The 24,030-nt window shown below is 52.0% G+C and carries 18 protein-coding genes and 1 pseudogene; 15 read left to right on the top strand and 4 right to left on the bottom strand.

Annotated features, from left to right (window positions below):
• Positions 1–38 precede the first annotated feature (38 nt).
• From ACJJI0_RS15270 to ACJJI0_RS15255, 4 genes and pseudogenes are all read left to right on the top strand, one after another.
• Positions 39–1,028 (top strand): hypothetical protein, encoded by a 990-nt coding sequence (locus ACJJI0_RS15270; protein WP_444883245.1) that lies wholly within the window; start codon positions 39–41, stop codon positions 1,026–1,028.
• A 20-nt stretch (positions 1,029–1,048) separates the two neighbouring features.
• On the top strand, positions 1,049–1,483 hold the full coding sequence (locus tag ACJJI0_RS15265) for a VOC family protein (RefSeq protein ID WP_444883244.1): 435 nt from the start codon (positions 1,049–1,051) through the stop codon (positions 1,481–1,483).
• 151 nt (positions 1,484–1,634) lie between these two features.
• Positions 1,635–2,267: a glutathione S-transferase family protein gene (locus ACJJI0_RS15260; protein ID WP_444883243.1), complete on the top strand. Its 633-nt coding sequence runs from the start codon at positions 1,635–1,637 to the stop codon at positions 2,265–2,267.
• Between the two features lie 265 nt (positions 2,268–2,532).
• Positions 2,533–3,326, top strand: a pseudogene (locus tag ACJJI0_RS15255) (formate/nitrite transporter family protein).
• Positions 3,327–3,445: 119 nt separating this feature from the next.
• Here ACJJI0_RS15255 and ACJJI0_RS15250 read toward each other — a convergent pair.
• The gene (locus ACJJI0_RS15250; protein ID WP_444883242.1) at positions 3,446–6,787 is read right to left on the bottom strand and encodes an amidohydrolase family protein; all 3,342 of its coding nucleotides are present in this window, start codon (positions 6,785–6,787) and stop codon (positions 3,446–3,448) included.
• Between the two features lie 214 nt (positions 6,788–7,001).
• Between ACJJI0_RS15250 and glmU the strand changes: the two genes are divergently transcribed.
• The 9 genes from glmU to ACJJI0_RS15205 all read left to right on the top strand — a co-directional run bounded on the left by glmU (position 7,002) and on the right by ACJJI0_RS15205 (position 18,058).
• A complete protein-coding gene (gene glmU, locus ACJJI0_RS15245) occupies positions 7,002–8,363 on the top strand; it encodes a bifunctional UDP-N-acetylglucosamine diphosphorylase/glucosamine-1-phosphate N-acetyltransferase GlmU (RefSeq protein ID WP_444885939.1) in 1,362 nt (453 codons plus the stop codon).
• Between the two features lie 126 nt (positions 8,364–8,489).
• Positions 8,490–9,581: a pyruvate dehydrogenase (acetyl-transferring) E1 component subunit alpha gene (gene pdhA, locus ACJJI0_RS15240; RefSeq protein WP_444883241.1), complete on the top strand. Its 1,092-nt coding sequence runs from the start codon at positions 8,490–8,492 to the stop codon at positions 9,579–9,581.
• A complete protein-coding gene (locus ACJJI0_RS15235; protein WP_444883240.1) occupies positions 9,581–10,576 on the top strand; it encodes an alpha-ketoacid dehydrogenase subunit beta in 996 nt (331 codons plus the stop codon). Before pdhA ends, ACJJI0_RS15235 begins: the two co-directional genes overlap by 1 nt.
• Positions 10,573–11,844: a dihydrolipoamide acetyltransferase family protein gene (locus ACJJI0_RS15230; RefSeq protein ID WP_444883239.1), complete on the top strand. Its 1,272-nt coding sequence runs from the start codon at positions 10,573–10,575 to the stop codon at positions 11,842–11,844. The genes ACJJI0_RS15235 and ACJJI0_RS15230 overlap by 4 nt, the downstream gene beginning before the upstream one ends.
• Positions 11,845–11,958: 114 nt before the next feature.
• Positions 11,959–12,735, top strand: coding sequence for a DeoR/GlpR family DNA-binding transcription regulator (locus ACJJI0_RS15225; protein WP_444883238.1), 777 nt, complete (start codon positions 11,959–11,961; stop codon positions 12,733–12,735).
• Positions 12,736–12,778: 43 nt separating this feature from the next.
• Entirely contained in the window at positions 12,779–14,608 is a 1,830-nt protein-coding gene (gene glmS / locus ACJJI0_RS15220; RefSeq protein ID WP_444883237.1) for a glutamine--fructose-6-phosphate transaminase (isomerizing), read from the top strand.
• A gap of 23 nt (positions 14,609–14,631) precedes the next feature.
• Positions 14,632–15,480, top strand: a complete 849-nt coding sequence (locus ACJJI0_RS15215) for an alpha/beta fold hydrolase (RefSeq protein WP_444883236.1) — start codon at positions 14,632–14,634, stop codon at positions 15,478–15,480.
• 554 nt (positions 15,481–16,034) lie between these two features.
• Positions 16,035–17,654 (top strand): Na+/H+ antiporter, encoded by a 1,620-nt coding sequence (locus tag ACJJI0_RS15210; protein ID WP_444883235.1) that lies wholly within the window; start codon positions 16,035–16,037, stop codon positions 17,652–17,654.
• A 41-nt stretch (positions 17,655–17,695) separates the two neighbouring features.
• Positions 17,696–18,058 carry a cupin domain-containing protein gene (locus ACJJI0_RS15205; RefSeq protein ID WP_444883234.1) on the top strand — a complete coding sequence of 121 codons (363 nt, stop codon included), beginning with the start codon at positions 17,696–17,698 and terminating at the stop codon, positions 18,056–18,058.
• A gap of 117 nt (positions 18,059–18,175) precedes the next feature.
• Here the strand turns inward: ACJJI0_RS15205 and ACJJI0_RS15200 are convergent, their stop codons facing one another.
• Positions 18,176–20,032, bottom strand: a complete 1,857-nt coding sequence (locus tag ACJJI0_RS15200; protein ID WP_252083933.1) for a monovalent cation:proton antiporter-2 (CPA2) family protein — start codon at positions 20,030–20,032, stop codon at positions 18,176–18,178.
• A gap of 13 nt (positions 20,033–20,045) precedes the next feature.
• Entirely contained in the window at positions 20,046–21,353 is a 1,308-nt protein-coding gene (locus tag ACJJI0_RS15195; RefSeq protein ID WP_252083932.1) for a cation:proton antiporter, read from the bottom strand.
• Positions 21,354–21,795: 442 nt separating this feature from the next.
• Between ACJJI0_RS15195 and ACJJI0_RS15190 the strand changes: the two genes are divergently transcribed.
• Both ACJJI0_RS15190 and gstA read left to right on the top strand, forming a co-directional pair.
• Positions 21,796–22,194 carry a DoxX family protein gene (locus ACJJI0_RS15190; RefSeq protein ID WP_252083931.1) on the top strand — a complete coding sequence of 133 codons (399 nt, stop codon included), beginning with the start codon at positions 21,796–21,798 and terminating at the stop codon, positions 22,192–22,194.
• Positions 22,195–22,259: 65 nt separating this feature from the next.
• Positions 22,260–22,859, top strand: coding sequence for a glutathione transferase GstA (gene gstA, locus ACJJI0_RS15185; protein WP_444883233.1), 600 nt, complete (start codon positions 22,260–22,262; stop codon positions 22,857–22,859).
• Between the two features lie 112 nt (positions 22,860–22,971).
• Here gstA and ACJJI0_RS15180 read toward each other — a convergent pair whose 3' ends face one another.
• On the bottom strand, positions 22,972–23,964 hold the full coding sequence (locus ACJJI0_RS15180) for a helix-turn-helix domain-containing protein (RefSeq protein WP_444883232.1): 993 nt from the start codon (positions 23,962–23,964) through the stop codon (positions 22,972–22,974).
• Positions 23,965–24,030 lie beyond the last annotated feature (66 nt).

The following is a 24,030-nucleotide window of genomic DNA, read 5'->3' as shown; positions in this document are numbered from 1 at the left end:
GCTAAGTTTATGTTTTAAATTTAAAGTGGCGCTGATTTATGGTTTTCAGTAAGTTGTATCAGGCCTCATTTCGAAAAGTTTCGATTTTTCTGACATTTTTTTTGTTGTTCTTAGGTGTAAATAGCCACTCTCAATTCTATGACGCCCCCACTCCCGCCGAATATCTCAGTAACACCAAGCCTTTTTATATTCCCGGTAATATTTTTGTCACAGGAATTACTCCTAAGAAAAATAGGGTGCCAAGCCACCTAAAAGAATTTGGGTTTTATCACTCCGGTTGGGATGAAGATGATATCCCTGAAGTCGCAAGATTCTCTACTTTCGTTGATATTTGGTACTTCGATAAAGACCTAATGGCAGTTGCCAGGAAGCATGGGCTAAAGATCTGGGTGGCTTTGGCCCCTATTTTTTTTAAGGATTTTGGAAAAAATAAGCAGGAGGATTATCTGGATAGATGGGAAAAAGCCAGGCAAGAGTTGCTGCCTTTTAAAGATATTATTTACGCTTTTGATCCTCTAGATGAACCCTTCCAAAGATCTCTATTACCGGATAAAGATTTGAAAAATTACCTTGAGGAGATTGGAGAATTGATACGGAGAGATTTTCCTAAGGCAAAACTTGCTATTACATTTACACACAATACTGTGAGTCAGGCTAGATTTCAGCTAATCGTACCAGAGAACTACAATTTATTCGGAGTTGATCACTATGTTGGAGTGAAATTCCAGGACGAAATTGTTGAAAAATTGATGCATAAAACTCAGCATATGGATGCTAAATATTATTTAATTCCGAGAGGGTTTAAGACCACTAATCGAGATTATGGGATTTTATCAGAGGAACAACTTATTTCTCGAGCTCGACAAGCTTATAACTTTGCTATTTCAAATTCCAAGGTGGAAGTGATGTTTCCTTTTCACTGGAAAGGCTTTACCGAGCATTCAAAAGAATATTTTGGAGCCGAGAGTATGCCCAACTTACTCCAACAGTACGAGAGAATTGGTAGAGCAATTTCCAGGAATCGATAGGGAGTTTGGAGGATTAGTCGATGATAAAGAATCCTGATCACGTAACCATCGCTGTCACCAATTTGGAAAAAAGCCAAAAATTCTTTGAATTATTAGATTTTGAATTGGAGATTACTGATGTTATTTCAGGAGAGAAAATCTCTAAATACCTGGAGGTCCCCAATGTTCAGGCAGACCATTTAACAATGGTTTTGAAGAATGCTGAGCCTAGATTTGAAATTCAGTTGTTACACTTCCGTTCGCCAAAGATATTTTCTGATTCCAATATATTAAATCTGGCAAGACCTGGCTATAACCATCTTTGCTTGAGGGTTGATGATATCGAGTTGTCTGTGGATTACTTGAAGAAAAATGGGGTTCATATTCGTGGTCAGGTTATAGAGTATTTGAACAGAAAGCTGGTATACATTGAGGGTCCTGAATACATCACGATAGAGTTGGCTGAATGGCTGTGATGAAAAAATAAGCCTTATAACCTTTTTACAAGATTAATTTTTTACAAGTTTATTCTAATCCCACAGCAAGAACTTCCCTACTGGCGTAAAAATCTCTCGAAAAATAATAGTATTAAAATAAACTATTCTCTCCGTTTTCAGGGAGAGAATCATGTCAGATCATTTGATTTTATATACTAACCCCCAGTCCCGCGGATGCATAGTACGCTGGATGCTAGAAGAATTGGGCTTATCTTATCGTACAGAGGTACTTGAGTACGGTGAACCTATGAAGACCACCGAATATCTTGCTATCAATCCAATGGGTAAGGTACCTACTCTGGTTCATGGTGGGAGAATTATTACAGAAGCTTCAGCTATATGTGTTTACTTGGCGGAAGTGTTCCCTGAGTCAGAATTGGCGCCAATGAATGACGATGAGAGAGCGAGCTTTTATCGCTGGATGTTTTTTGCGGCTGGCCCTATGGAATCTGCCATTGTGAATAAATATATCTTTGGGGAAGAGGCAGGTGCAGACAAGCAGCTGATGCTCGGTTACGGTTCCTATCAGTTGGCATTAGACACACTTTCTAAGGTGATTAAGTCCGGCCCCTATATTCTCGGTGAGCGTTTTACTGCAGCGGATGTTTATATAGGTGCCCAGTTAGAATGGGGGCTGCAGTTTGGCACTATAGAGAAGCGAATAGAGTTTCAGGAGTATGTTGAGCGCTTATCGAAACGTGAAGCTTTCCAGAGAGCGCACGCATTGGATAAAGCTCTAATAGAAGAGGTTAATGAAGTTTAGTTATCACTCTTTGAGATTACTATGTAAAGCCTCGCTATGCGAGGCTTTTTAATGGATGAGTGTTAAAGTCTGGAGACAAGTATTGGGTGTATTTGAACTTCACCGGTAATTATGTAGAGTGAATAATTACCCCATATTTTTTATGATCTTTTTAATTTAATGGCGAGGCTAGTTAGGGCCTTGTTTAAGTCCAAAGTAGCTATCCTGAATGCTGTGTCGCATCTTCCCATGATGTAATTTTTTTCATCTCCCATTCTGATTTTCTATGAGTATCAATAGCGATAGACCCAAGAGTGAGCGGGTGGTTTTGTGTGAACAGATGGATGCCAGCCTGCATGAATATGAACGTGAGAGTCGCTCTCTGTTATGGTCATCTATTGCTGCGGGATTGGAAATTGGTTTTAGTTTTTTCTTGATAATGGCGCTGTTTAGCAGTTTTCATGAAGAGCTGGATAAATCGGCGTTACACCTTGTGTTGTCGATGAGTTACCCGGTTGGCTTTATTTTGGTTATTATAGGACGCACGGATCTTTTTACCGAACATACGACATTGGCAATTTACCAGTTGCTGATAGAAGGCAACGTTTGCGTGATCTGGGTCGTATGTGGGGATTCATTTATCTCGGCAATATGATTGGCACTTTTTTATTTGCGTTGATACTGGTGGGTTATTTCTCAGTCAGTCAAAACATTGTCTCAGCAGGTTTTGATTACTATGGTCAAAAGCTGATTAGTGCGAATAATAGTGCGTTACGTCTTGGTGCAATTTTGGCTGGGTGGCTAATGGGGTTACTCGGTTGGCTAGTTTCATCCAGTACTGACACCATTAGTCGAATAATGGTTATTGCAATAGTGACCTTTGTAATCGGTCTGGGCAGTCTGCCGCATTGCGTAGCAGGGGCCGTAGCAATATTTAGTGCCTGGATAGGTGGTGATGGTTCGGTAGGTTTGATGGAAGTACTGCGCTTTCAAATCTTAGCCACGTTGGGTAATACCTTTGGTGGGGCCGTATTTGTGGGTCTTTTGAAATATGGTTATATCACCAATAATTTTTCCTAGCCGAAAACTTTCTTTAGTAGGGTTATAAGAGATAGGTAATTGGGCGCTTTGATAGTTCTCCGCGCCCTAGAAGTTGTATCCGGCGGAAGCCACCGGATACAAAACTAAGACTCTGGGAATTAATGTACCCAGTGGTGGCGTTCCATTTTCTCTTGTACCGCCTCTGCCGTAGGAGCGGGCATAGCGCTGATAGGCAGGCGTTCGTGGAAGAATGCCAAGCGTTCGCCAGCACCGACTTCGTTCATGGTTTCTGCCTCGAACACACGGCCATTAATTACCGTGTAGGTAATGTTCTCTGACAGGCGTAGGTTATCCAAGGGGTTGCCGTCAACCACGATCAGGTCAGCCAGCTTACCAGCCTCAATGCTGCCGATATCACCGTCCATACCCAAGTAGCGGGCACCATCGATGGTACCGGCGCGGAAGGCTTCCCAGGGGGTAAAGCCGCCCTGCTCCATCATCCACATCTCCCAGTGCGCTCCAAGTCCTTCGCGCTGGCCGTGGGCGCCGATATGTACGGTGACACCTTCGTCGCGCAGCTGCTTGGCCTGACGGGCCACATTAAAGTGGTTGTAGTGGGCATCCGGCGCAGTGGGGCGACGGATAGAGCGGGGGTTAACGATAAAATCGGGGGTAAAGCGGGTCAGGCGCTCGTTCTTCCATACTTCGGTGCGGTCATACCAGTACTCCTCACCCCAGAGGCCGCCGTAGGCCACAACGAAGGTCGGTGTATAACCCACTTGGGTTTGGCTCCACAGTTGCTCCACATCGCCGTAGACATTGGCGATCGGCAGTGAGTGCTCGATACCGGTGTGCCCGTCCACAATCATGTTCATATTGTGCTGGTACTTACCGCCGCCCTCGGGCACTACCATAATGCCGGCTTCACGGGCTGCCTGCAGCACTTGCTGGCGCTGGTCGCGGCGGGGCTGGTTGTAGCTCTTCACCGAGATGGCGCCCATTTCCTTGAGACGGTTGACGTGGAACTGAGCGTCCTCCAGGGAATTGATCTTGGCTTTGTAGCCTGGACCTTTGGCCCCATAGAGGATGGTGCCAGTAGAGAAAATACGCGGTCCGGTAATCAGACCGGCCTTTTGCATTTCTGCGGCGGAGAATATCTCGCTGCTGTCATTGGAGGGGTCGTGAATCGTGGTCACGCCAAATGCCAGACTGGAGAACAGGTTCCAGTTTTGCTGCGGGATAATTTCTTCGCGACCCTGAGCGCCGTGGGCATGAGCGTCAATCAGCCCTGGCAATACAGTTTTGCCGGTGATATCGATACGCTTCGCCTCGGCGGGAATTTCAACTTCTGCAGCTGGGCCCACCGCGACAATGCGGTTGCCTCGGAATAGAACCACGCCATCCTCGATAATTTCGCGGGTGTTCTCCGCATCGCGCATAGTGACGACTTTGCCACCGGTGAGGGCAACGAGGCCAGCGCGATTGTCGAAGGACTGCTTAAAGCTCAGGTCGATGCCTTCAGAAACCGGCTCTGGTAGATCCTCCGGAGCGCCGGCGACAAATTCGAAGGCGTCTTTCAGTTCCCGCTCGAACAGCTTGGGCCCGTGTGCCCAGCCTAGGGTGTCACTATCGGCAGACCAATGCAGGTTTTCACCGGCGCGCTTGGATACCTGGGTGACTTTGACCGCTTTACTATTAGGGCCGATCACCTCGGACTTGCCGGTGTGCATAAAGGGCGCGACGAAAGCTTTGAAGTCTTGGGTAAAGGCGACCCACTTGCCGTCTGGGGACAGGCGGAAGGAGGTAATCTCGGCACCGTGCAGGTGCTCACGCTCATCTTTGCCTTCCAGGTTGGTGCTCTTCAATACGCGCTTGCCGCCGCCGGCGTGTTGGTACTCGGAGAAATAGATACGGTCCTCGCTAGCGCCGAAGTGCGGCTCATAGCCGGACTTCACGACCCGGCGTTGCCAGTCGCCGTCGACGTCTGCCAGGTAGATACCCGGTTCTAAAGAGTACTCGGGGCTGAGCAGGTAACCGCCGGTAAAGCGGCGGTAGGCCACGGTGTCACCACTGGGGGAGAAGCTCGGCTCTACGTAGAGACCGGGCTGTTTTGTGATGTTCTTGCCGCGACCGCTGCGGGCGGATACTACACGCACATGACCGAGTTTTTGGTCGTCCCAGGTGACATAGGTGATCTCGCGACCATCGCGGGACCAGCTGGGGTAGAACTCAAAGTGGTCATTCTGGCGGGTCAGGCGACGGCGTTCACCACTGTCGATATCCTGAATATAAATCTTGCCCAAGGCCTGGAAAGCGACCTGCTTGCCATTAGGGGATTTTTGCGCCCAGCGAATCATTTTCACATTGAAGGTATCCGGGGCTACTTCCACAGGGAAGCGTACCGCGTCGGCGACCTGCTTCTCTACCTTCACATGGGCTTCAATTGGCGCGACGCTGTCACCGTTTATTGAAATGCGCAGGAATTTACCGCCAGTCCAAACGACCAATGACTCACCATCGGGCATCCAGTCGTATTGAACGTAGTTACCATGAGGACCGAAAATTTCCTGTAGGTCTCGCTCAAGGCCGGCGTAAACAGGGGTTTCCAGCCCAGTATCCAAATCTTTCAGGAACAGGGAGGTCTGATTGTCCTGGCGGCGAATAAAGGCCAGTTTACTGCCATCCGGAGAGGGCACTGGCGCCACCGCGCCACCGGGACCAGAGATAAAGGTTTCCTCTTCACCGTCCTGTAGGTCGTAGCGCTTGATGGCAAATATTTCTTTGGTCGAGTTCTTGTTGTACTCCCATACGGTACCGGGTGTGGTATCGATGGAGTAATAGACGTAGCGTCCATCTGGAGAGAAGGCCGGATCGGCAATATTCTTCTGGGCGATATCGCCACCGATACGCTCTTTCAATTGGCGACCTTCACCCCCACCGTAGTGGTACATCCAGATTTCACCGGCGGGAATACTGCGGCCGGACATAAAACCTTTACGTGCTACCAGGTACTGGCCATCGGGGCTCCAGTTGGGCGAGTGCAGCAGGTTTTCCTTCTCTGTGGTGAGCTGGCGAAGGTTGTCGCCATTGCGATCCATCAACCAAATGTTGTCGGCGCCATCGCGGTCGCTGATAAATACAATGGTTTTGCCATCCGGGCTGAAGCGCGGCTGCATATTCCAGGCGATTTCATTGGTCAGGGCTACTGCCTCGCCGCCTGCTACCGGCACTGTGTAGATATCGCCAAGCATATCGAACAGGATGGTTTTGCCATCTGGGCTGATATCCAGGTTGCTCCAGGTGGTCTCGCGGGTGTCCAACTGGATCGGTTTAAATTCGTAGCGCGGCTTGTTGATATCCCAGGATTGGGCTTCCGCCTTATCTCCTTCTTGTTCTTCAGCGCCTTCAGCTTCTGCTACGGCTCCCAGAGGCAGGGACAGCATAAGCGCTGCCAGAGCCAATAAATGGCGCCGTGGTTTTTTTTGCTCGATTGTATTCATGGACAATTTCCCTCCACCGCATTGTCTGCGTTGGCTCTGACTGTACTGTTGTAATGGGCAACGTATTGATCTTCAGGAGGCTAAATTACCGGGATCGCCGTCCGGCGGCAATCGCAATGCGCTAAGCGCCAAGCTGCCGGGTTGGGTTGAGTTAGTGAGGGCTAGTGGCCACAATGTTGCCAAATTTAAGGAATTAGTGAGATTTCAAACCATTATGACTATCGACGTAGTGATTTTGGCTGCGGGCAAAGGTTCCCGTATGCGATCGGACCTGCCCAAAGTGCTGCACCCGATTGGCGGAATTCCCATGTTGGGGCATGTCATTGAGACGGCGCGACAGTTGCAGGGGGTTGAAATTACCGTGGTTGTCGGACATGGCGCAGACCAGGTACGTCAGCGCTTTGCCGATAGTGGTGTGAAGTTTGTTGAGCAGACGGAGCAGCTGGGCACCGGCCACGCTGTGGCACAGGCTATCCCTCAGTTCCGCGAGGGTGCCACCGTGTTGGTACTTTATGGTGATGTGCCATTGGTCAGGGCGGGAACTCTACAGTCCCTGCTGTCGGCTGCGGATCATGGCCCAGCCCTGCTCTCGGTAGAAATGGCCAATCCGGCCGGTTATGGGCGCATAGTGCGCGATACGTCGGGTCGGGTGCGGGCGATTGTAGAAGAGAAAGATGCGGATGCCGATACACTGGCTATCAGTGAGGTGAACACAGGTATCCTGGCGGCGCCGGCAGATCTGCTGGCTCGTTGGTTACCTGAGTTGTCTTGTGAGAATGCCCAGGGCGAGTATTACCTGACCGATGTCATCGCACGTTCTGTGAGTGAGGAGATCGCGGTGACGGGCGAGCGTGCCAGTGACACGCTGGAAGTCGCCGGAGTCAACAGCCGCGCCCAGCAGGCTCAGATGGAGCGGGCCTTACAGCATACCCGCGCAGTGGCACTGATGAATGCCGGTGTCACTTTGCTCGATCCAGCCCGGATCGACATCCGTGGCAGCCTCGAATGTGATACCGATGTATCCATTGATATCAACTGTATCTTCGAAGGTGAGGTCTCACTGGGCAAGGGAGTACAGATTGGCCCCAATTGCCTGCTAAAAGATTGCCGTCTCGCGGATGGTACCCGTGTAGAGGCCAATTCTGTCATTGAAGGTGCCCATGTGGGTGAAGCTTGTACCATCGGTCCTTTTGCTCGCCTGCGCCCTGGCACCGAGCTGGCTGACGGAGCCAAGGTGGGTAACTTTGTAGAGACTAAAAAGGCCAAGGTGGGAGTCGGTAGCAAGATTAATCACCTCTCCTATGTGGGGGATTCAGTTGTGGGTGAGTCTGTGAATATCGGTGCCGGCACCATCACCTGTAATTACGATGGTGTGAATAAGTCCCTCACTGAAATTGGTGACGGCGCCTTTATTGGTTCCAATACCGCTCTGGTTGCTCCGGTGAAAGTTGGCAGTGGTGCCACCATAGGAGCGGGCTCCACCATTACCCGGGAGGTGGGTAGTGAAGAGCTGGCCGTGGCGCGGGGCAAGCAACGCAATATCACCGGTTGGGAACGTCCCATTAAACGAAATTAGTTTTTACCCTTCCTAAAAGGGGAAACCCGCTGGAAAATCGAATTCCGGCGGGATTTCACTCCTCCCACCCGGTGGGATACCTCCTTTCCATTAAACTTGCGCTTCGGGAACAAAAGGAATGGCCCGATGCACAAGCCTAGAATGCAGCTGCTCGCCAGCTTTGATATCGCCTCTCTACAGTACCTGGATGAGTCAGGACAAACTACGCAGGCGCTACCCGATTTCGCTACCCCGGATACTCTGGTTGCCCTATACCGGCAGATGACCTTGGCGCGTATGGTCGATGATCGTGCGGTGAAGATGCAGCGCACCGGTCAACTCGGTACCTACCCGTCCAGTCTTGGGCAGGAAGCGATCGGTGTGGGTGTCGGTGCCGCCATGGCAAAAGAAGACGTCTACTGCCCCAATTACCGGGAAACCGGTGCTCTTTTGGAGCGCGGTGTGCGTATAGAGGAAATCTACGCTATTTGGGGAGGAGATGAGCGCGGCCAGAACTATCGCCACGTATGCGAGGATCTACCGCTAAGCGTACCTATTGCCACGCAAATGTTGCATGGGGCCGGCGTTGCCTTTGCGCTCAAATATAAACACGAGCAGTTGGGGGAGCCTATACGTGCGGCGGTTACCAGTGGCGGTGACGGCGCCACTTCCAAGGGAGATTTCTATGAGGCGATCAACCTAGCGGGGGATTGGAAGTTGCCGCTGGTGGTGGTGATCAATAACAACCAGTGGGCCATCTCCCTACCCCGTTCTGGGCAGACTGCTTGTAAGACCCTCGCGCAGAAGGCAATCGCCGCCGGTATCCCCAGTTTACAGGTTGATGGCAACGACGTGATCGCTGTGTATCAGGCCGTGTTAGAGGCGCTGCAACTGGCCCATGAAGGTGGTGGGCCTTCATTGATTGAGGCGGTGACTTATCGTCTGTGCGATCACACCACTGCGGATGATGCCAGCCGCTACCAACCACAAGAGGGCGTCAAAGAAGCTTGGGGTAGGGAGCCGCTCAGGCGGCTGAGAATCTATTTGGAAAGCCTGGGTATCTGGGGAGATGCGCAGGAAGAGGAATTACAGCGGGAGTTGAAGGAGATACTGGAGGAGGCAGTGCGGGTGTATCGGCAAACTCCTCGAGATAAGTCTACGGCTATTTTCGATCACCTCTATGGAACCTTGCCCGAGGCCTTTATCGAGCAATACCAACAATTGCAGGGGGACAGCTGATGGCGCAAATTACCCTGGTAGAAGCGATTACCCAGGCGCTCGCTTTCGAAATGCAGAGAGACCCCAAGGTGGTTGTTTTCGGTGAGGATGTGGGACTGAACGGCGGCGTTTTTCGTGCTACCGATGGCCTGCAGGCGCGTTTTGGCCATGAACGGGTACTGGATACTCCGCTGGCGGAAAATATGATTGCCGGGATTGCAATTGGTATGGCGGTGCAGGGCCTGCGACCGGTGGCGGAATTTCAGTTTATGGGGTTTATCTATCCCGGTCTCGATCAGATCCTCAGCCACGCCGCGCGCTATCGCAATCGCACTCGCGGCCGTCTCTCCTGCCCGATTGTCTACCGGGCCCCCTATGGAGGCGGAATCCATGCACCAGAGCATCATTCGGAGAGTACTGAGGCCCTGTTCGCCCATATTCCCGGATTGCGCTTAGTGGTGCCCTCCTCTCCGGCGCGGGCCTATGGATTGTTACTGGCGGCGATCCGCGATCCAGACCCGGTTGTCTTTCTCGAACCCAAGAGGATCTATCGTGCGGTGCGCCAGGAAGTCGTCGACAATGGTGAGGCTCTGCCGCTGGACCGTGCCTTTGTCTTGCGAGAGGGCAGTGATATCACCTTGATCGCCTGGGGAGCTTCGCTGAAGGAGACTCTGCAGGTTGCCGAGCAGCTCTCCACTGAGGGCATCGAAGCGGAGGTGATCGATCTCGCCACTCTAAAACCCCTGGATATTCACACCATTATTGATTCTTTGGAGAAAACCCACCGCTGTGTCTTGATACATGAAGCCGCACGTTTTTGTGGTCTGGGTGCGGAGGTGGCTTCACAGATCAATGAATACGCCTTCGACCTATTGCATGCACCGGTACAAAGAGTAACGGGGTTCGATACGGTGATGCCCTATTACCAGCTTGAAGATGTCTACCTACCCGGTGTGCCGCGAATTATGACGGCGGTGCGCGAAGTGCTCGAATACGCAAATGGAGGGGTGGCATGAAAATTTTTACCCTGCCCGACCTCGGTGAAGGGCTACCGGATGCAGTAGTACGAGAATGGCATGTGCACGAAGGAGATGAAATTGCCGCCCACGAAAGCCTGGTAACCGTTGAGACCGCCAAGGCTCTGGTAGAAGTTCCAGCTCCTTGGGGAGGCAGAATAGAAAAGCTGTTTGCAGAGCCGGATCAAACCGTCAATGTGGGTGAGCCCTTAGTGGGCTTTGTCGCTGAAGGCAGTAGCCAAGAGACATCGCAATCAGCAGTGCCTGCTGAAGCTTCTTCCCCCAAAGAGTCTGTCATTCAGGAAGAACCTGAAAAAGAAAAAGTGTGCGGGGCATCGGCACCTAGTCGGTCGCGGGCCGACAGTGGAACGGTGGTTGGGAAGCTCGAACAGAGTGAAGATGTCCTCGGCGCCGAGCAGGGCCTTACTGAGGGGCCTAAACGGCTGGCAACACCCTCGGTTCGTGCCCTAGCCCGGCGCCTGGGGGTGAATTTGGAACAGCTCTCCACGGACGGGGGAGTGATCACAGCTGCACAGGTGCGCTCTGCCGCGGGGGCAAAATTTAGTGCAGCGGAAATAGCTACCGGTCAAGCTGAGCAAAATACAAGGAAGCCTTTGCCTGAGAGGGATTTGGTAAAAGCTCAAGAGCCTGGGGAAATTATGTCCCCGGCGCGGCGTGCCATGGGCCTGTCCATGAGCCGCGCTAGGGACCAGGTGGCGCAGATTACTCTATGTGATGATGCGGATATCTCCAGCTGGTGGGGCAGCGAGCCGGCATTATTGAGACTGATTCGCGCTGTGCAGTCTGCCTGTGCTGCGGAGCCTACCCTCAATGCGTATTTCCAAGATGATCAGCTGTCTCCTCAACAGCCCGTCAATATCGGATTGGCGGTAGATTCCCCGCGAGGCCTATATGTCCCTGTGGTCAAAGATGTAGCCACGCGATCAGATGACTCACTGATGGCCCAGGTGGCCGACTTCAAGCATCAGGCCAGGGAGACCGGAATCGCCCAGAGCGATTTGCAGGGCGCAACGATTCTCTTGTCCAACTTTGGTGCTATTGCCGGGCGCTATGCGACACCCGTTGTGTTGCCCCCTACGGTGGCCATTGTCGGTGCGGGCAGGGTTTGCCAAGGAGTTGTCGTCATAGACCGTTGGCCGGCTATGCGGCCACTGTTGCCGCTCTCTATTAGTGCTGATCATCGAGCGGTGACCGGTGGTGAACTGGCGCGCTTTCTCCAGGCGATGCTAGCCGCGCTTTCCACCTGAGTAGCGGCATCATTTCTGCTGTTTCCCTGTTGGGCCTCTGCCTTTTTGAAATTCCTGTGGGAATTTATCTTTCATTTTGCTATCTTTAAGTTTCGAAATGAAAGTTAGCAAGTTATGTCGAAACGCAATACCCAACAACGTCGCCATGGGATTATGAGTCTTTTGAATGAAACTGGGGAGGCCAGTGTCGAAGATTTAGCAAGGCGTTTCGAAACTTCAGAAGTTACGATTCGAAAGGATCTTACTGCGATGGAAAACCACGGCTTGCTGCTGCGTCGCCGTGGTGGTGCCATACCGGTACCGCGGGAATTGGTTGTAGAGGAAGGGCCATCGGAAGTGAAGCGCGCCATTGGCCGCACTGCGGCGGCCTTGATTCCCGACCACCATCGCATCGTGATTGATTACGGCCGCACGACTGCGGCGATGATCCCCGAGCTGGAATCAAAGCGCGGTCTGGTGGTTATGACCAACTCGCTGCATGTGGCCAATGCCCTGCGGGAACTGGAAAACGAGCCAACCCTGTTAATGACAGGCGGCACCTGGGACCCCCACTTCGAGGCTTTTCAAGGCAAGGTGGCGGAACAGGTTTTGCGCGATTACGACTTTGACAGAGCGTTTATTGGTGCGGATGGCATAGATCTGGAGCGAGGCACTTGTACTTTTAACGAGCAAATAGGCCTATCCAGGGTGATGGCGCAAGTTGCTCGGGAAGTAGTGGTATTGGCGGAGTCCAGCAAGGTTGGCAGGCGTATTCCCAACCTGGAGCTATCCTGGTCAAAAGTCGATGTACTGGTGACAGACTCTGGTCTGGAAGAGAGTGCGCGCGAGCAATTGCAAGATTTGGGGGTGCGGGTGATTTGCGCATCGCCAAAGTCAGTTGCAGGCGACTAACGAAAGAACAAACAAAAATTTTAGGATTTGAGAGGAGATCGGTATGTGTGGGATTGTTGGGGCACTGGCCCAGCGCAATGTAACGGGTATTCTTCTCGAGGGCCTGCGCCGCTTGGAGTACCGCGGTTACGATTCTGCGGGCGTCTGCCTTCGCGATAATGAAGGCCAGCTACAGTTGCGCAAGAGTTTGGGTAAGGTTGTAGACCTGGAGGCCAAGCTGCAGGTCGATCCCACTGAGGGCCATCAAGGCATTGCCCACACACGCTGGGCTACCCATGGAGTGCCTTCCGATGAAAACGCCCATCCCCATATGTCTGAACATATCACCCTGGTGCACAACGGGATTATTGAGAATCACCAGGCTCTGCGCGAGGAGCTACAGGCCAAGGGCTATGAATTCGCCTCCGATACCGATACTGAAGTGGTGGTTCACCTGATTCACTCCCTGAGCACAGAGGGCCTGGGCGTGGTGGATGCGGTTAGCAAGGCGACCAAGATGCTGGAGGGTGCCTACGCCCTCGCCGTGATCAGCAGAGAGGAGCCAGAGGTCCTGGCTTGTGCACGCTACGGTAGCCCCTTGGTCTTGGGCGTTGGCATTGAGGAGAACTTTATCGCCTCAGACCCGATGGCACTGCGCCAGGTAACCGATCGTTTTATCTTCCTCGAAGAGGGGGATGTGGCGGAAGTGCGCCGCAGTGGGATTTCCATTCGCAATAAGCAAGGTGAAGAAGTGAGCCATCCGGTGCATAAGCTGGATAGGGGCCACGACGTTGCCGACAAGGGGCGCTATCGCCACTATATGCAGAAGGAAATCTTCGAACAGCCGGAGGTTGTGGCGGCGACTTTGGCCGGACGCATTGGAGAACATTCGGTATTGTCCCAGGCGCTGGGTAGCCGCGCCCAGGAAATCCTGCCCAAGGTAGAGCAGGTACAGATCGTCGCCTGCGGTACCAGCTACCACGCGGGAATGGTGGCGCGCTATTGGCTGGAGGACTGGGCGGGAGTGCCTTGCTCCGTGGAGGTGGCCAGTGAGATTCGCTACCGCAAGACTGTTGTTCGTCCGGGTACTTTGTTCGTGACTATTTCTCAGTCCGGCGAAACTGCGGATACCCTGGCAGCTCTGCGTCAGGCCAAAAAACTTGGCTACCTGGGTTTTATGACGATTTGCAATGTGCCCAACAGTTCTCTGGTGCGTGAGTCTGAACTTTCGCTGATGACGGAAGCGGGCCCGGAAATTGGTGTGGCCTCTACCAAAGCCTTCACCACCCAATTGGTGGCCCTGCAGTTATTCAGTATTGCGTTGGCCAAGGCCAACGGCCTCCCCAGTGAGCGTGAGGCGGAACTAGTTAGTGCTCTACATCAGCTGCCGAAGCTGATGGAAGAGTTCACCGGCCTCGATGCACTGGTTCAACATACCAGTGAGGCTTTTGCGGAGAAGAATCATGCGTTGTTCCTCGGCCGTGGTGTCGAGTTTCCTATCGCCCTTGAAGGCGCATTAAAGCTTAAGGAAATCTCTTATATCCACGCAGAAGCCTATCCGGCAGGTGAGCTCAAGCACGGCCCGCTGGCACTGGTAGATGCGGATATGCCAGTAATTGTTGTGGCTCCCAATGACGAGCTGTTGGAAAAGCTTAAGTCCAACTTGCAGGAAGTGCGTGCGCGCGGTGGACAGCTGTTTGTCTTTGCCAGCCCGAAGGCCGGCTTCACCAGCGAGCAAGGGATTACCGTAGTGGAAGTGCCGGACTCCCCAGAAAGTTTGGCACCTATCCTCTATACCGTGCCCCTGCAGTTGCTCAGCTATCATGTGGCGTTGCTGAAAGGCACCGATGTAGATCAGCCTAGGAACCTGGCTAAGTCGGTGACGGTAGAGTAATTCCCCAAGGCCATGGATGGCTTATGAACAAATCCGCGCAGCGCTTGAGCTTTACCACGTCGGATGGGGTAAAGCTCAGCTATCTGTGTGCCGGGACTGGTCCGACTCTACTGATACTGCACGGTTGGTCTCAAGGGGCGGCCCTGTTCAAGCATCAACTTGCCGGTTTATGTGATCGCTACCGAGTCATTGCTCTCGATATGCGTGGCCACGGTCAGTCAGAAAAACCCTTGTATGGCTACCGTATTGCCCGCTTGGCGAAGGACTTACAGGAGTTGATCACAGCCCTGGACCCGGCCCCTCTCTATCTACTTGGCCACTCGGCCGGTGTTTCGGTGATCTGGAATTACCTGGAGATGTTTGGCGATACGCGAGTTTCCAAACTGATTTTTATTGATGAACCCCCCGCCTTACTTGCCCAGCCTTATTGGTCTGAACAAGAGCGTTTGCAGGCCGGTGCAATCCTCACTGCCGAACAGCTCTTCCAGTTTACCGGTCAACTGCGTAGCTCCCAGGGCGAGCAGGCAACCCGTGACATTTTGATGTCAATGGTGACTCCGGCAATGACACAGGATCAAAGGGAAGAGCTGGTTGGGGTCAATTTGCAGTTCCCGCGCGCTCTGGCGGCGCGCCTATTTATTGACAATGTTACTCGCGATTGGCGCGATTTTATCCCCAGAATTGAAAAACCCACTTTGATCGCCTTCGGCCGTGCCAGCCCTCACCCAGTAGAGTGCCAGCAATGGATTCATCAACAAATTAAAGGTTCTCGGTTGGAGATTATCGAGGCTGAAGATGGAGGCAGTCACTTCCTATTTCTTGAAGCGCCACAGAGGTTTAATCGGTTGCTGAGTGATTTTCTCGCCAGTTAGTCGGGTTTAAATAGAGGCCTGTTAATATTTCTCTGGCTGAATTGATTATTATCCGCTGGTTTTCCACAGGTACTCTGTTACCTGAACTGTGTTCTTTTCCGGTGGGTAAGATAGGGAGTGTTATTAACAGGTTGGAGTTTTAAAATTTATCCTACGGCAGCCGGTGGCTGTTAATGTGGATAAGTAATCTTAAAAAAATCTAACTTACCCCAAATTATGCACAAGGAACTCTAATTTATGAGAAAGGCCTTAGGTTATTAATAATCTTTCCCTATTTTTAATAAATTCTCTATAGAGTATCTCTCTATCGATGCCAGAGGTGCCTGCACGAACTTAATTGTTAGGTTTACACCGTTTCGGTTAACTCTTTTCCCTCTTGTGGGGATCTTTGTTTCTTAAAGCGTCTGTGATTTTGCTTTGGCGCTAAAGCCAACACTTTGAATGACTTTGTGAAGCCTCGGTAATCCTCTTTCCTATACTGGCGGAATGGCTGACCTGATAAGTCGGGTTGAAAATTGCAGTGCCGCAGTCTTTCAAAGGAATATGAGTGGGCGATGCACTATCTCGTTGTTGCTCTGCTGTTATTGCTGGTAGTGGCGCTCAGCCTGATTGTCGCTAGAGTTTTGCCTTTTCCTGTTCCCTTGCCTCTTATTCAAATTTTAGGTGGTGTTCTTCTCGGCGCCGTGTTCGGCATAAAAATACCATTAGACCCAGAAATATTTTTTCTGCTTTTTATTCCACCTTTGCTTTTTTTAGCTGGCTGGCGCATTCCCAAGGGTGCTCTTTTCAGAGATCTAGGTTCGATAATTACCTTGGCTGTAGGGCTGGTAATATTTACCGTATTTGGCATGGGGTTTTTTATCGCTTGGTTGTTGCCGATTATGCCGATCGCCATGGCATTTGCACTAGCAGCAATACTTGCCCCCACGGACCCTGTGGCCGTATCGGTTGTGCAGGGCACCAATAATATTCCCCCAAGGCTTGAGCATATTCTCGCTGGAGAATCATTATTTAATGATGCCTCTGGGCTAGATATCTTTCGTATTGCTTTGGCTGCGGCGATGACTGGCAGTTTTTCTTTTCCACAGGCCGTAACCGGTTTTTTTTGGGTTGCCATAGGAGGGGTTGCCATTGGTGCGGGGGTGGCATTTATCTGTGGCTATCTGTTGCGCTGGTTGGTGTACCTTCGCGGTGAGGATACGGCGATCCAGATTTTGGTAAGCTTACTGGTCCCTTTTGCCGCCTATCAAGCCGGTCAAAGTGTAGGTGTGTCGGGAATTCTTGCTGCTGCAAGTGCGGGAATTGCCACTCATTACACCAGCCTGCTAGGTTCAGAAAAATCCGCTACACGGATGGACCGTAGAGCAGTTTGGAATACCGTACAAACTGTGCTCGATGGTATTATCTTCGTGCTGCTGGGAGAACAGCTGGTGCGCCTTATCGATGTAGATTCGAGTTGGGCTCAGGATATTGGATTAGGTTGGATTATATTGTATGTCCTGGCAATTTCTTTTGTTCTTTTGATGCTGCGTTTTATCTGGGTTTGGGTATCGCTTTACCTCTCGCGCTTTCGCCGCAACCTTCCCTCTCTCTCTACTCAATTTGCTCTGGTCAGTGTTTTGAGCGTGGCTGGTGTGCGTGGGGCTATCACTCTTGCTGGTGCATTTTCAATGCCCCTGTTAATGCCTGATGGCAAACCTTTACCTGGCCGTGAAGCATCTATAGCGATAGCTATGGGGGTAATTCTGATTTCATTATTGGTCGCCAGTATTTTCCTACCATTTCTTCTTAGGCGCTTACCGGATACGCCCAGTCTTGCGGCGATTGGCGATGAAAAGGGAGCAAGGGTTTCTGCCGCCAAGGCGGCTGAACATCGGCTGATCAGTTTGCGTAAAGAAATAGATGTACACTGGAAAAATAAAGAGATTGCCTACGAGGCTATTGATCACCTGCTGGAGATATACCGTCGGCGCATCAACATCGGTGATGATGAAGCGGGCGAGACGGTATGGTTGAGGGCACGGGTGGAACGCCGTTTTCGTCTGGCGGCATTGGCCGCAGAGCGACAGCGTCTTTTGGAACTCCGTGTGAGCCGAGAGATTGATGATGAGTTGCACAGAAAATTAGTGCTCGAAGTTGATCTGATAGAGGCCAGTATTTTGTCTAAGGAATAGAGGTTTTCCCGGATCAATATTCGTAATAGGTTGGGAAAGGTATGAAGTATATAGAACTGCTAAGTGTTGATGGCGTATCTATCTTTAAAGAGCGGAAAATAATCCAGAAGAACCATCAGCCACTTGGGGATTATTCTGATCCCTATCAGGTGCGGCAAATATATTTTCGCGAGTTCGATGAGCATCAGATTTTTGATTGGCACTGCGCGCCACGAGAGCAGTTTATTTTTTATCTGGAAGGTGAGGTGAAAATAACGACCAGCTCTGGTGAGCAGCATATTTTTAGGGCTGGCGATATTTTATTAGCCAAGGATTTGTGTGGAAAGGGACATGTGAGTGAAACTCTGATACCAGGTCGGGCTGTGATCGCTGTGCTCGATCACAGCTCCACAGTTGGCCACTAAGTCGCACTCAACCACATTGCGCTCAAAAGTTTGCGCCGTCAGCCAATACCTTAATCTGGGTAAAAGCTATCTTGGCGCTATGTTCCTAAGTCTTTTATCGGCACAGGCAGTGGCCAATTAAGATCTTTCGGTCTCCACTTTCGCCTCTTCCCAGTAATGGTCCAGATGCAGGTCCCTATCGCGGCGGTCTTCTTGTAGAGCCTGCAAGAGTTGTTCACGATAGATACGGCTTTGCGCGATGTGCTGTGCCTCATCGCGCCAGTAGGGAAACAGTGCCTCCAGCATACGCTGGTCGTGCTGTTTAAATTTGCGTGCAGCGCGGCGCGCTTGCAAGGGGCTGAGTCCCAGCAGCTCCAGGGCCTTCTCACCAATTGCCAAGGCGGGATCGACGGTCTCGCGAAAAATATATTTTACCCCGGCTTCCATCAGCGCATATTGGTGCATACGGCTGCGTGCCCGCGCGAGAATCTTTAAGTGCGGAAAGTGTTTTTGCAGCTGCGCGATGATCTCCAAAGACGCGGCCTGATCACTCAAGGTGAGTATCACCAGGCGTGCCTGGGCGGCGCCGGCGGCGCGCAGTAGGTCTTCCCGCGTGGCATCACCGTAATAGGCCTCAATACCATAGCGACGAACCAAATCCAGCTGTTCGGCGTTGCGCTCCAGTAGGGTGGTGCTAAAACCACAGGCATTGAGCAGGCGTCCGGCAATCTGGCCGAAACGGCCGTAACCGATGATGATGACCGGTGAATTGGAATCCATCGGTGGTTCGTGTTCGACTGCCTGTGGGGCTTCCGGGCCGATAAGAAAACGCGGCTGAATAAACCTTTCAAATACCAGTAACAGAATCGGTGTGAGCGCCATAGTCAGGGCGATCAGTGCTACCAACAAGCTGCTGGCTTCGGCGTCGAGTACTTGGATTTGAGTGGAAAAGGACACCAAAACGAAGCCAAATTCTCCCGCCTGGGCCAGGGATAGTGCGAATAACCAATCTTCGCCCTTGGACATGCGCAGAAACCTTGCCAATAGGAACAGAACGCCAAATTTCACCACTACCAGGGCTACTACCAGACCAAACAACAGCAGTGGGTTTTGCGCGATCTGCGCAAAGTTCAGGCTGGCGCCTACGGCGATAAAGAAAAGTCCCAGTAACAATCCTTTGAACGGCTCAATATCTGCCTCCAGTTCGTGGCGAAACTCACTCTCCGCTAACAGTACTCCGGCGAGGAAAGTACCCAAAGCCGGTGAGAGGTCGAGCCAGCTCATTACCGCCGCTGCCGCGAAGACAATCAGCAGGGCGGTAACGGTAAACATTTCGCGTACTTGGCTGCCAGCTACCAGGCGTAACAGTGGTCCCAGCAGATAGCGGCCGGTGATAGCGAAGGCGGCGATGGTGGCAATAACCGCAGCGGCATATCCCCATCCCTCCAAGCCGCTGGCGTGGGATTCGGCGGTAGTACCCGCGAGCAATGGCAGCAGGGCGAGAATGGGGATTACAGCGATATCCTGGAGTAACAGCACCGCAAAGGCACTGCGCCCGCCTTGAGTTTTGAGAAGCCCTTTTTCATTGAGGGACTGTAGGACGATAGCGGTGGAGGACAGGGCCAGGATCAAACCGATCGCTACGCCGGTGCGCCAGCTCATATCGAATAACCACAGCGCTATTGCCGCCACTGCAGCAGCGGTCAGGAGTAGTTGCGCGCTGCCGGTGCCGAGGATGGCGCCGCGCATTTGCCACAACTTTTTAGGTTGCATCTCCAGGCCGATCAAAAACAGCATCAACGCTACGCCGAATTCGGCCACATGCATTTCATCGCTGGCATCCCCCACCAGGCCCAGTGCGCTGGGTCCAATGGCCACCCCGGCCAGTAGGTATCCGAGTACGGAACCCAGGCCCAGGCGTGTGGCGATAGGCACAGCGATAACCGCGGCCCCCATAAAGATGACGGCTTCAACAAGGAAGTTAGAGTGTTCCATTGATCGATTATCGCTAGTTAGCAGTGTGTTGCTGATCGCTGGCGGGCGCGCTTTCCGGTTCGGCAAATTCGCGACTGCGGCGTATTAATGGCGCTATGGTAGAGCCCTGCACCACAATAGAAAAGAGCACTACGCCATAGGTCATAACCACCCATAGGTAGCGCAGGTCCTGCCCCTGAACAAAAGCGCTGCCAGAGGGGATGGACATAGCCAGGGCCAGGGCCAGGCCGCCTTTGAGACCACCCCAGATCAATATCCGGTTGGTGTAAGGGTGGTAGCTGCGGCGCCTTTTCAGGTACAGGAAGGGCACCCCCACTGCCAGGACTCGTGCCATTAGTACGATGACAATTCCCGCCACCATAAGCAGGTAGTCCGCCGGGCGCAGATCGATAGTAATCAGGAACAGGCCCACCAACAGAAACAGCAGTCCGTTGAGGAAATCCTCGGTGATATTCCAGAAGTTATCCAGTTCGTGCTGGCTCACCCTGGAAAAGCCGCGCTCGCGGGTGAAGTTGCCGATAATAATTCCGCTCACTACCATCGCCAGGGCACCGGAGACACCGAGGATATTGGCCAATGAGAATCCGGCAGTTGGAATGACCAGGGTGAGCAACAGCTCCAGGCTGTGGTCGTCGGTGCAGCAGATCAGCCAGTGGAACAGCCCACCGATAATCAGGCCGAGCAGAATCCCCCCAATCGCTTCCAGAACGAATAGCTCTGCCACTGCCGGTACAGTTGGTTGCCCCCCTTCGAAAGCCACCGCGTAAATTACTGCAAATACCACAATACCGAAGCCATCGTTGAACAGGGACTCCCCTTCCACCTGAATGGATACCTGCTCCGGTGCCTTGAGGTTTTTCATAATGGCCAATACGGCGATGGGGTCGGTGGGGGAGATCAAGGCACCAAATAATAGACAGTAAATGAAGGCTACCGGCATATTGATCAACATTAGGAACCAATACAGCAGGCCGCCCACCGCAAAGGTGGAAATCAAAGTACCAACAATCGCCAGCAAGCCAATTTCCAGTTTTTGATTGCGCAATTCCAACAGGTCGATATGCAAACTGCCGGCGAAGAGCAGGAAGCCCAGCATTCCCTTGAGTAGAATGTCTTCCAGGTTAAGCAACGGCAGCAGTTGGTCGGCCCAGGTGCGCAACTCCACTATCCCCAATTTGCCCAGGCCGGTGACAATGAGCGACAAGGCCAGGGCCCCAGTGGTGATGGCAATTGTGGTTTGCGCACGCAGCACATACTGATTTAGGAAACCGAGAAAGACCGACACCGCGGCAAGAAAACAAAAGGTGTAATAGACTTCCATGCCGTGCGTGGACTCCAGGGATAAGAATTGTGGGGCCTTGCCAACCCCTTAAAAGCGATGCTTCTACGGGCGAAATTATCAGTTGCTGAGCGTGCCGTTAGTGTAGTCGCGCAGGGGCCCGCTCGAGTTTCCCTGACAGGGCTCTGGGCACAGGGGTGTCAGGTATGGATACCGCCGGCTGCGCCCTGGTTGGGGGCGCGCAATTGTAACGGCTCCTCAGTGCGGCACAACCGCATTTTCTATTTATATCCACAACAACTTTTCCGCGTCTGCCGAAACTGTCATTCGTTAATTTCCGCTTCGTCAGACTCTCAATTGCGGTGCAAGTTTCTCTACGTGGAATACATTGCTGTCGGCATCGCCCCCATTTCGATATGGCTTCCCAACTACACTGGAGGCATCAGGTAGAACCCAATGTAACAGTTAAAGAAGAGAGAAGGCCGTGGCACATCATCCCCTGTTATGTGATACCTCTAAACTTGTCGGGCGGGTATTAATGTCCCTGCTGTTTATCTTTGCCGGCTGGAATAAGATCGGCGGCTACAAAATGACGGAAGCCTTTATGGTTTCCATGGGAATCCCCGCCCTGTTACTCCCCTTGGTGATTATCGTAGAACTGGTCGGTGGCCTGGCGATATTGCTCGGATTCTTTACCCGCTTTTCCGCAGTGATTCTTTTTCTCTTCTGCCTGGCTAGTGCCTGGATGGTGCATTACTCACCAGGCGATCCCGCAGAGATGACCAGCTTTATGAAGAACATCACCATTGCTGGAGGCTACCTGATTCTCGCCTGCGCGGGTGCTGGGCGCTTCAGCCTTGATCACTGGATTCGCAAAAAATAGCGCCTTGTGAAGCCAGTAGGCGCCTATATTGCCCGATGCCGCACAGTCCACTCAGGAGGGTCACCGTGAAACTCTTTTATGCGCCAGGAGCCTGTTCTCTATCCCCACATATTGTCGCCCTGGAGGCGGGTATTGATCTCGAACTCTGCAAGGTGGATCTAAAGACGCATACCCTGGAAAACGGCGACGACTTTTATAGAGTTAACCCGAAGGGCTATGTACCAGTACTGCAGCTAGAGGGGGGCGAGTTACTCACAGAGGGCGTCGCTATTATGCAGTTTCTCGCCGAGCAAAAGCCCGATGCCGGTTTGGCGCCACCGTTGGGCACTTTGGACCATTACCGCTTGTTGGAGTGGTTGAATTTTATCAGTGCGGAGGTTCATAAATCTTTCTTGCCCCTGTTTTGGAAAGGCACTGAGGAAGAAAAGAAAAAAGCTCGGGAAAGGATTCTACGTCGCATAGACTATATTGAAGAGCAGCTACAGAACGACTACCTGCTGGGGAATTCTCTATCTGTCGTGGATGCGTATCTCTACCTGATAAACCGCTGGCTCAAGGTTCAGGATTTTGATATGACACGGTGGCCCAGGTTACAGGCTTTTCAGGAGCGTATGGCAGCGCGCCCGGCAGTTCAGCAGGCCTTGCAAGAGGAAAATCTCAGTTAGATTGGGAGCCCAAGAGTATATTGCCGCCAAATAAACAGTGCATCAGCTCCGCTAGCGTTGGTCGAAGTTGTGGCTGTACTCACTGAAAGCATCTTATCCCGTTCAGGTTTATTTACTTCCTACACATATCTTCAGCCTTATCTGGACAGGCAAATTGTCGTTGGTACTGACCCGGAGAGATACCGAAAGCTTTACGGAAATGATGGCGAAGAGTTGCACTGCTCTCAAAACCAGAAACTTGTGCTGCATGATCAATGGTCTCACTGCCTGACTCCAGAGCTTTCTGCGCTACACGAAGCCGTTGTTGCGTTAACCATTCTTTAGGGGCCAGCCCCATGGATTGGCGAAATTTTCTATCGAAACTGCGACGAGAGAGATGCGCTTGTTTCGCCAAGTCGCCCACCATGATGGGTTTATCCAGGTTGGCAAGGGCCCAATCCAGTGCGCCCGCGAAATGATCGGGCCGCTTGGGAACTGGGGTCTCTACAAACTGGGCCTGTCCTCCCTGCCGATGAGGAGCCATCACCAGGCGCTTGGCTACAGAATTAGCCAATTCATAACCATGGCTACGCCGTAAATACTCTATTCCCAAATCTATTGCTGCTGAGCTTCCTGCAGAACAGGCCAATTTGTCCTGCCAGACATAAAGTACATCCCCTACATACTCTACTTTGGGGAATCGCTTTTTAAAGGTATTCGCATAGCGCCAATGAGTGGTGGCTTGCCTTCCATCCAGCAAACCAATTTCGGCAGGTAAAAATGCGCCAGAACAAAAAGTCAGAATTTGCCGGCGTTCCGCCGCAAAGGCTTCCACAGCAGCGTATACAGATTGTAGGGAGCAGTCCTTGGTTTGTGGTGTAGTCGGCCAGCTGGGTACGACTAACAAATCGTAATCCATCAGGCTGCTCACTTGTCTGCACTGTAGGGATACCCCCCCAAGCCCTAGCTGTGCCTTGGCAGTGAAGGAAACAACCTCTCCCTCATAGAGCGTATTGGTACAGGGGCGGGGTAAACAGAACAGTTCGGTCGCGCAGCCAAGTTCAAATAAGGCAACTTGGTGATGAACCAGAATCGCTACGCGCTTTGCTTTTCCCTTATCCATCATGCTGATTTCTCACTTCGATACCTAGGTTGGCTCAAATTTAACGCTATATGGCTTTTAAGCCAATCG

Source organism: Microbulbifer mixtoriginis (SeqCode) (genome assembly GCF_052466695.1).
Note: the sequence above shows the minus strand (reverse complement) of the source record. Positions and strands in the feature narration are given on the sequence as shown.

Excerpts from the sequence above, each read along its gene's own strand:
- ACJJI0_RS15200 (WP_252083933.1), bottom strand. The coding sequence starts at position 20,032 with ATGGAACACTCTAACTTCCTTGTTGAAGCCGTCATCTTTATGGGGGCC.
- ACJJI0_RS15215 (WP_444883236.1), top strand. The coding sequence starts at position 14,632 with ATGAACAAATCCGCGCAGCGCTTGAGCTTTACCACGTCGGATGGGGTA.
- ACJJI0_RS15210 (WP_444883235.1), top strand. The coding sequence starts at position 16,035 with ATGCACTATCTCGTTGTTGCTCTGCTGTTATTGCTGGTAGTGGCGCTC.
- ACJJI0_RS15180 (WP_444883232.1), bottom strand. The coding sequence starts at position 23,964 with ATGATGGATAAGGGAAAAGCAAAGCGCGTAGCGATTCTGGTTCATCAC.
- ACJJI0_RS15230 (WP_444883239.1), top strand. The coding sequence starts at position 10,573 with ATGAAAATTTTTACCCTGCCCGACCTCGGTGAAGGGCTACCGGATGCA.
- ACJJI0_RS15235 (WP_444883240.1), top strand. The coding sequence starts at position 9,581 with ATGGCGCAAATTACCCTGGTAGAAGCGATTACCCAGGCGCTCGCTTTC.
- pdhA (WP_444883241.1), top strand. The coding sequence starts at position 8,490 with ATGCACAAGCCTAGAATGCAGCTGCTCGCCAGCTTTGATATCGCCTCT.
- ACJJI0_RS15195 (WP_252083932.1), bottom strand. The coding sequence starts at position 21,353 with ATGGAAGTCTATTACACCTTTTGTTTTCTTGCCGCGGTGTCGGTCTTT.
- glmS (WP_444883237.1), top strand. The coding sequence starts at position 12,779 with ATGTGTGGGATTGTTGGGGCACTGGCCCAGCGCAATGTAACGGGTATT.
- ACJJI0_RS15260 (WP_444883243.1), top strand. The coding sequence starts at position 1,635 with ATGTCAGATCATTTGATTTTATATACTAACCCCCAGTCCCGCGGATGC.
- glmU (WP_444885939.1), top strand. The coding sequence starts at position 7,002 with ATGACTATCGACGTAGTGATTTTGGCTGCGGGCAAAGGTTCCCGTATG.
- ACJJI0_RS15225 (WP_444883238.1), top strand. The coding sequence starts at position 11,959 with ATGTCGAAACGCAATACCCAACAACGTCGCCATGGGATTATGAGTCTT.
- ACJJI0_RS15265 (WP_444883244.1), top strand. The coding sequence starts at position 1,049 with ATGATAAAGAATCCTGATCACGTAACCATCGCTGTCACCAATTTGGAA.
- ACJJI0_RS15270 (WP_444883245.1), top strand. The coding sequence starts at position 39 with ATGGTTTTCAGTAAGTTGTATCAGGCCTCATTTCGAAAAGTTTCGATT.
- ACJJI0_RS15250 (WP_444883242.1), bottom strand. The coding sequence starts at position 6,787 with ATGAATACAATCGAGCAAAAAAAACCACGGCGCCATTTATTGGCTCTG.
- ACJJI0_RS15205 (WP_444883234.1), top strand. The coding sequence starts at position 17,696 with ATGAAGTATATAGAACTGCTAAGTGTTGATGGCGTATCTATCTTTAAA.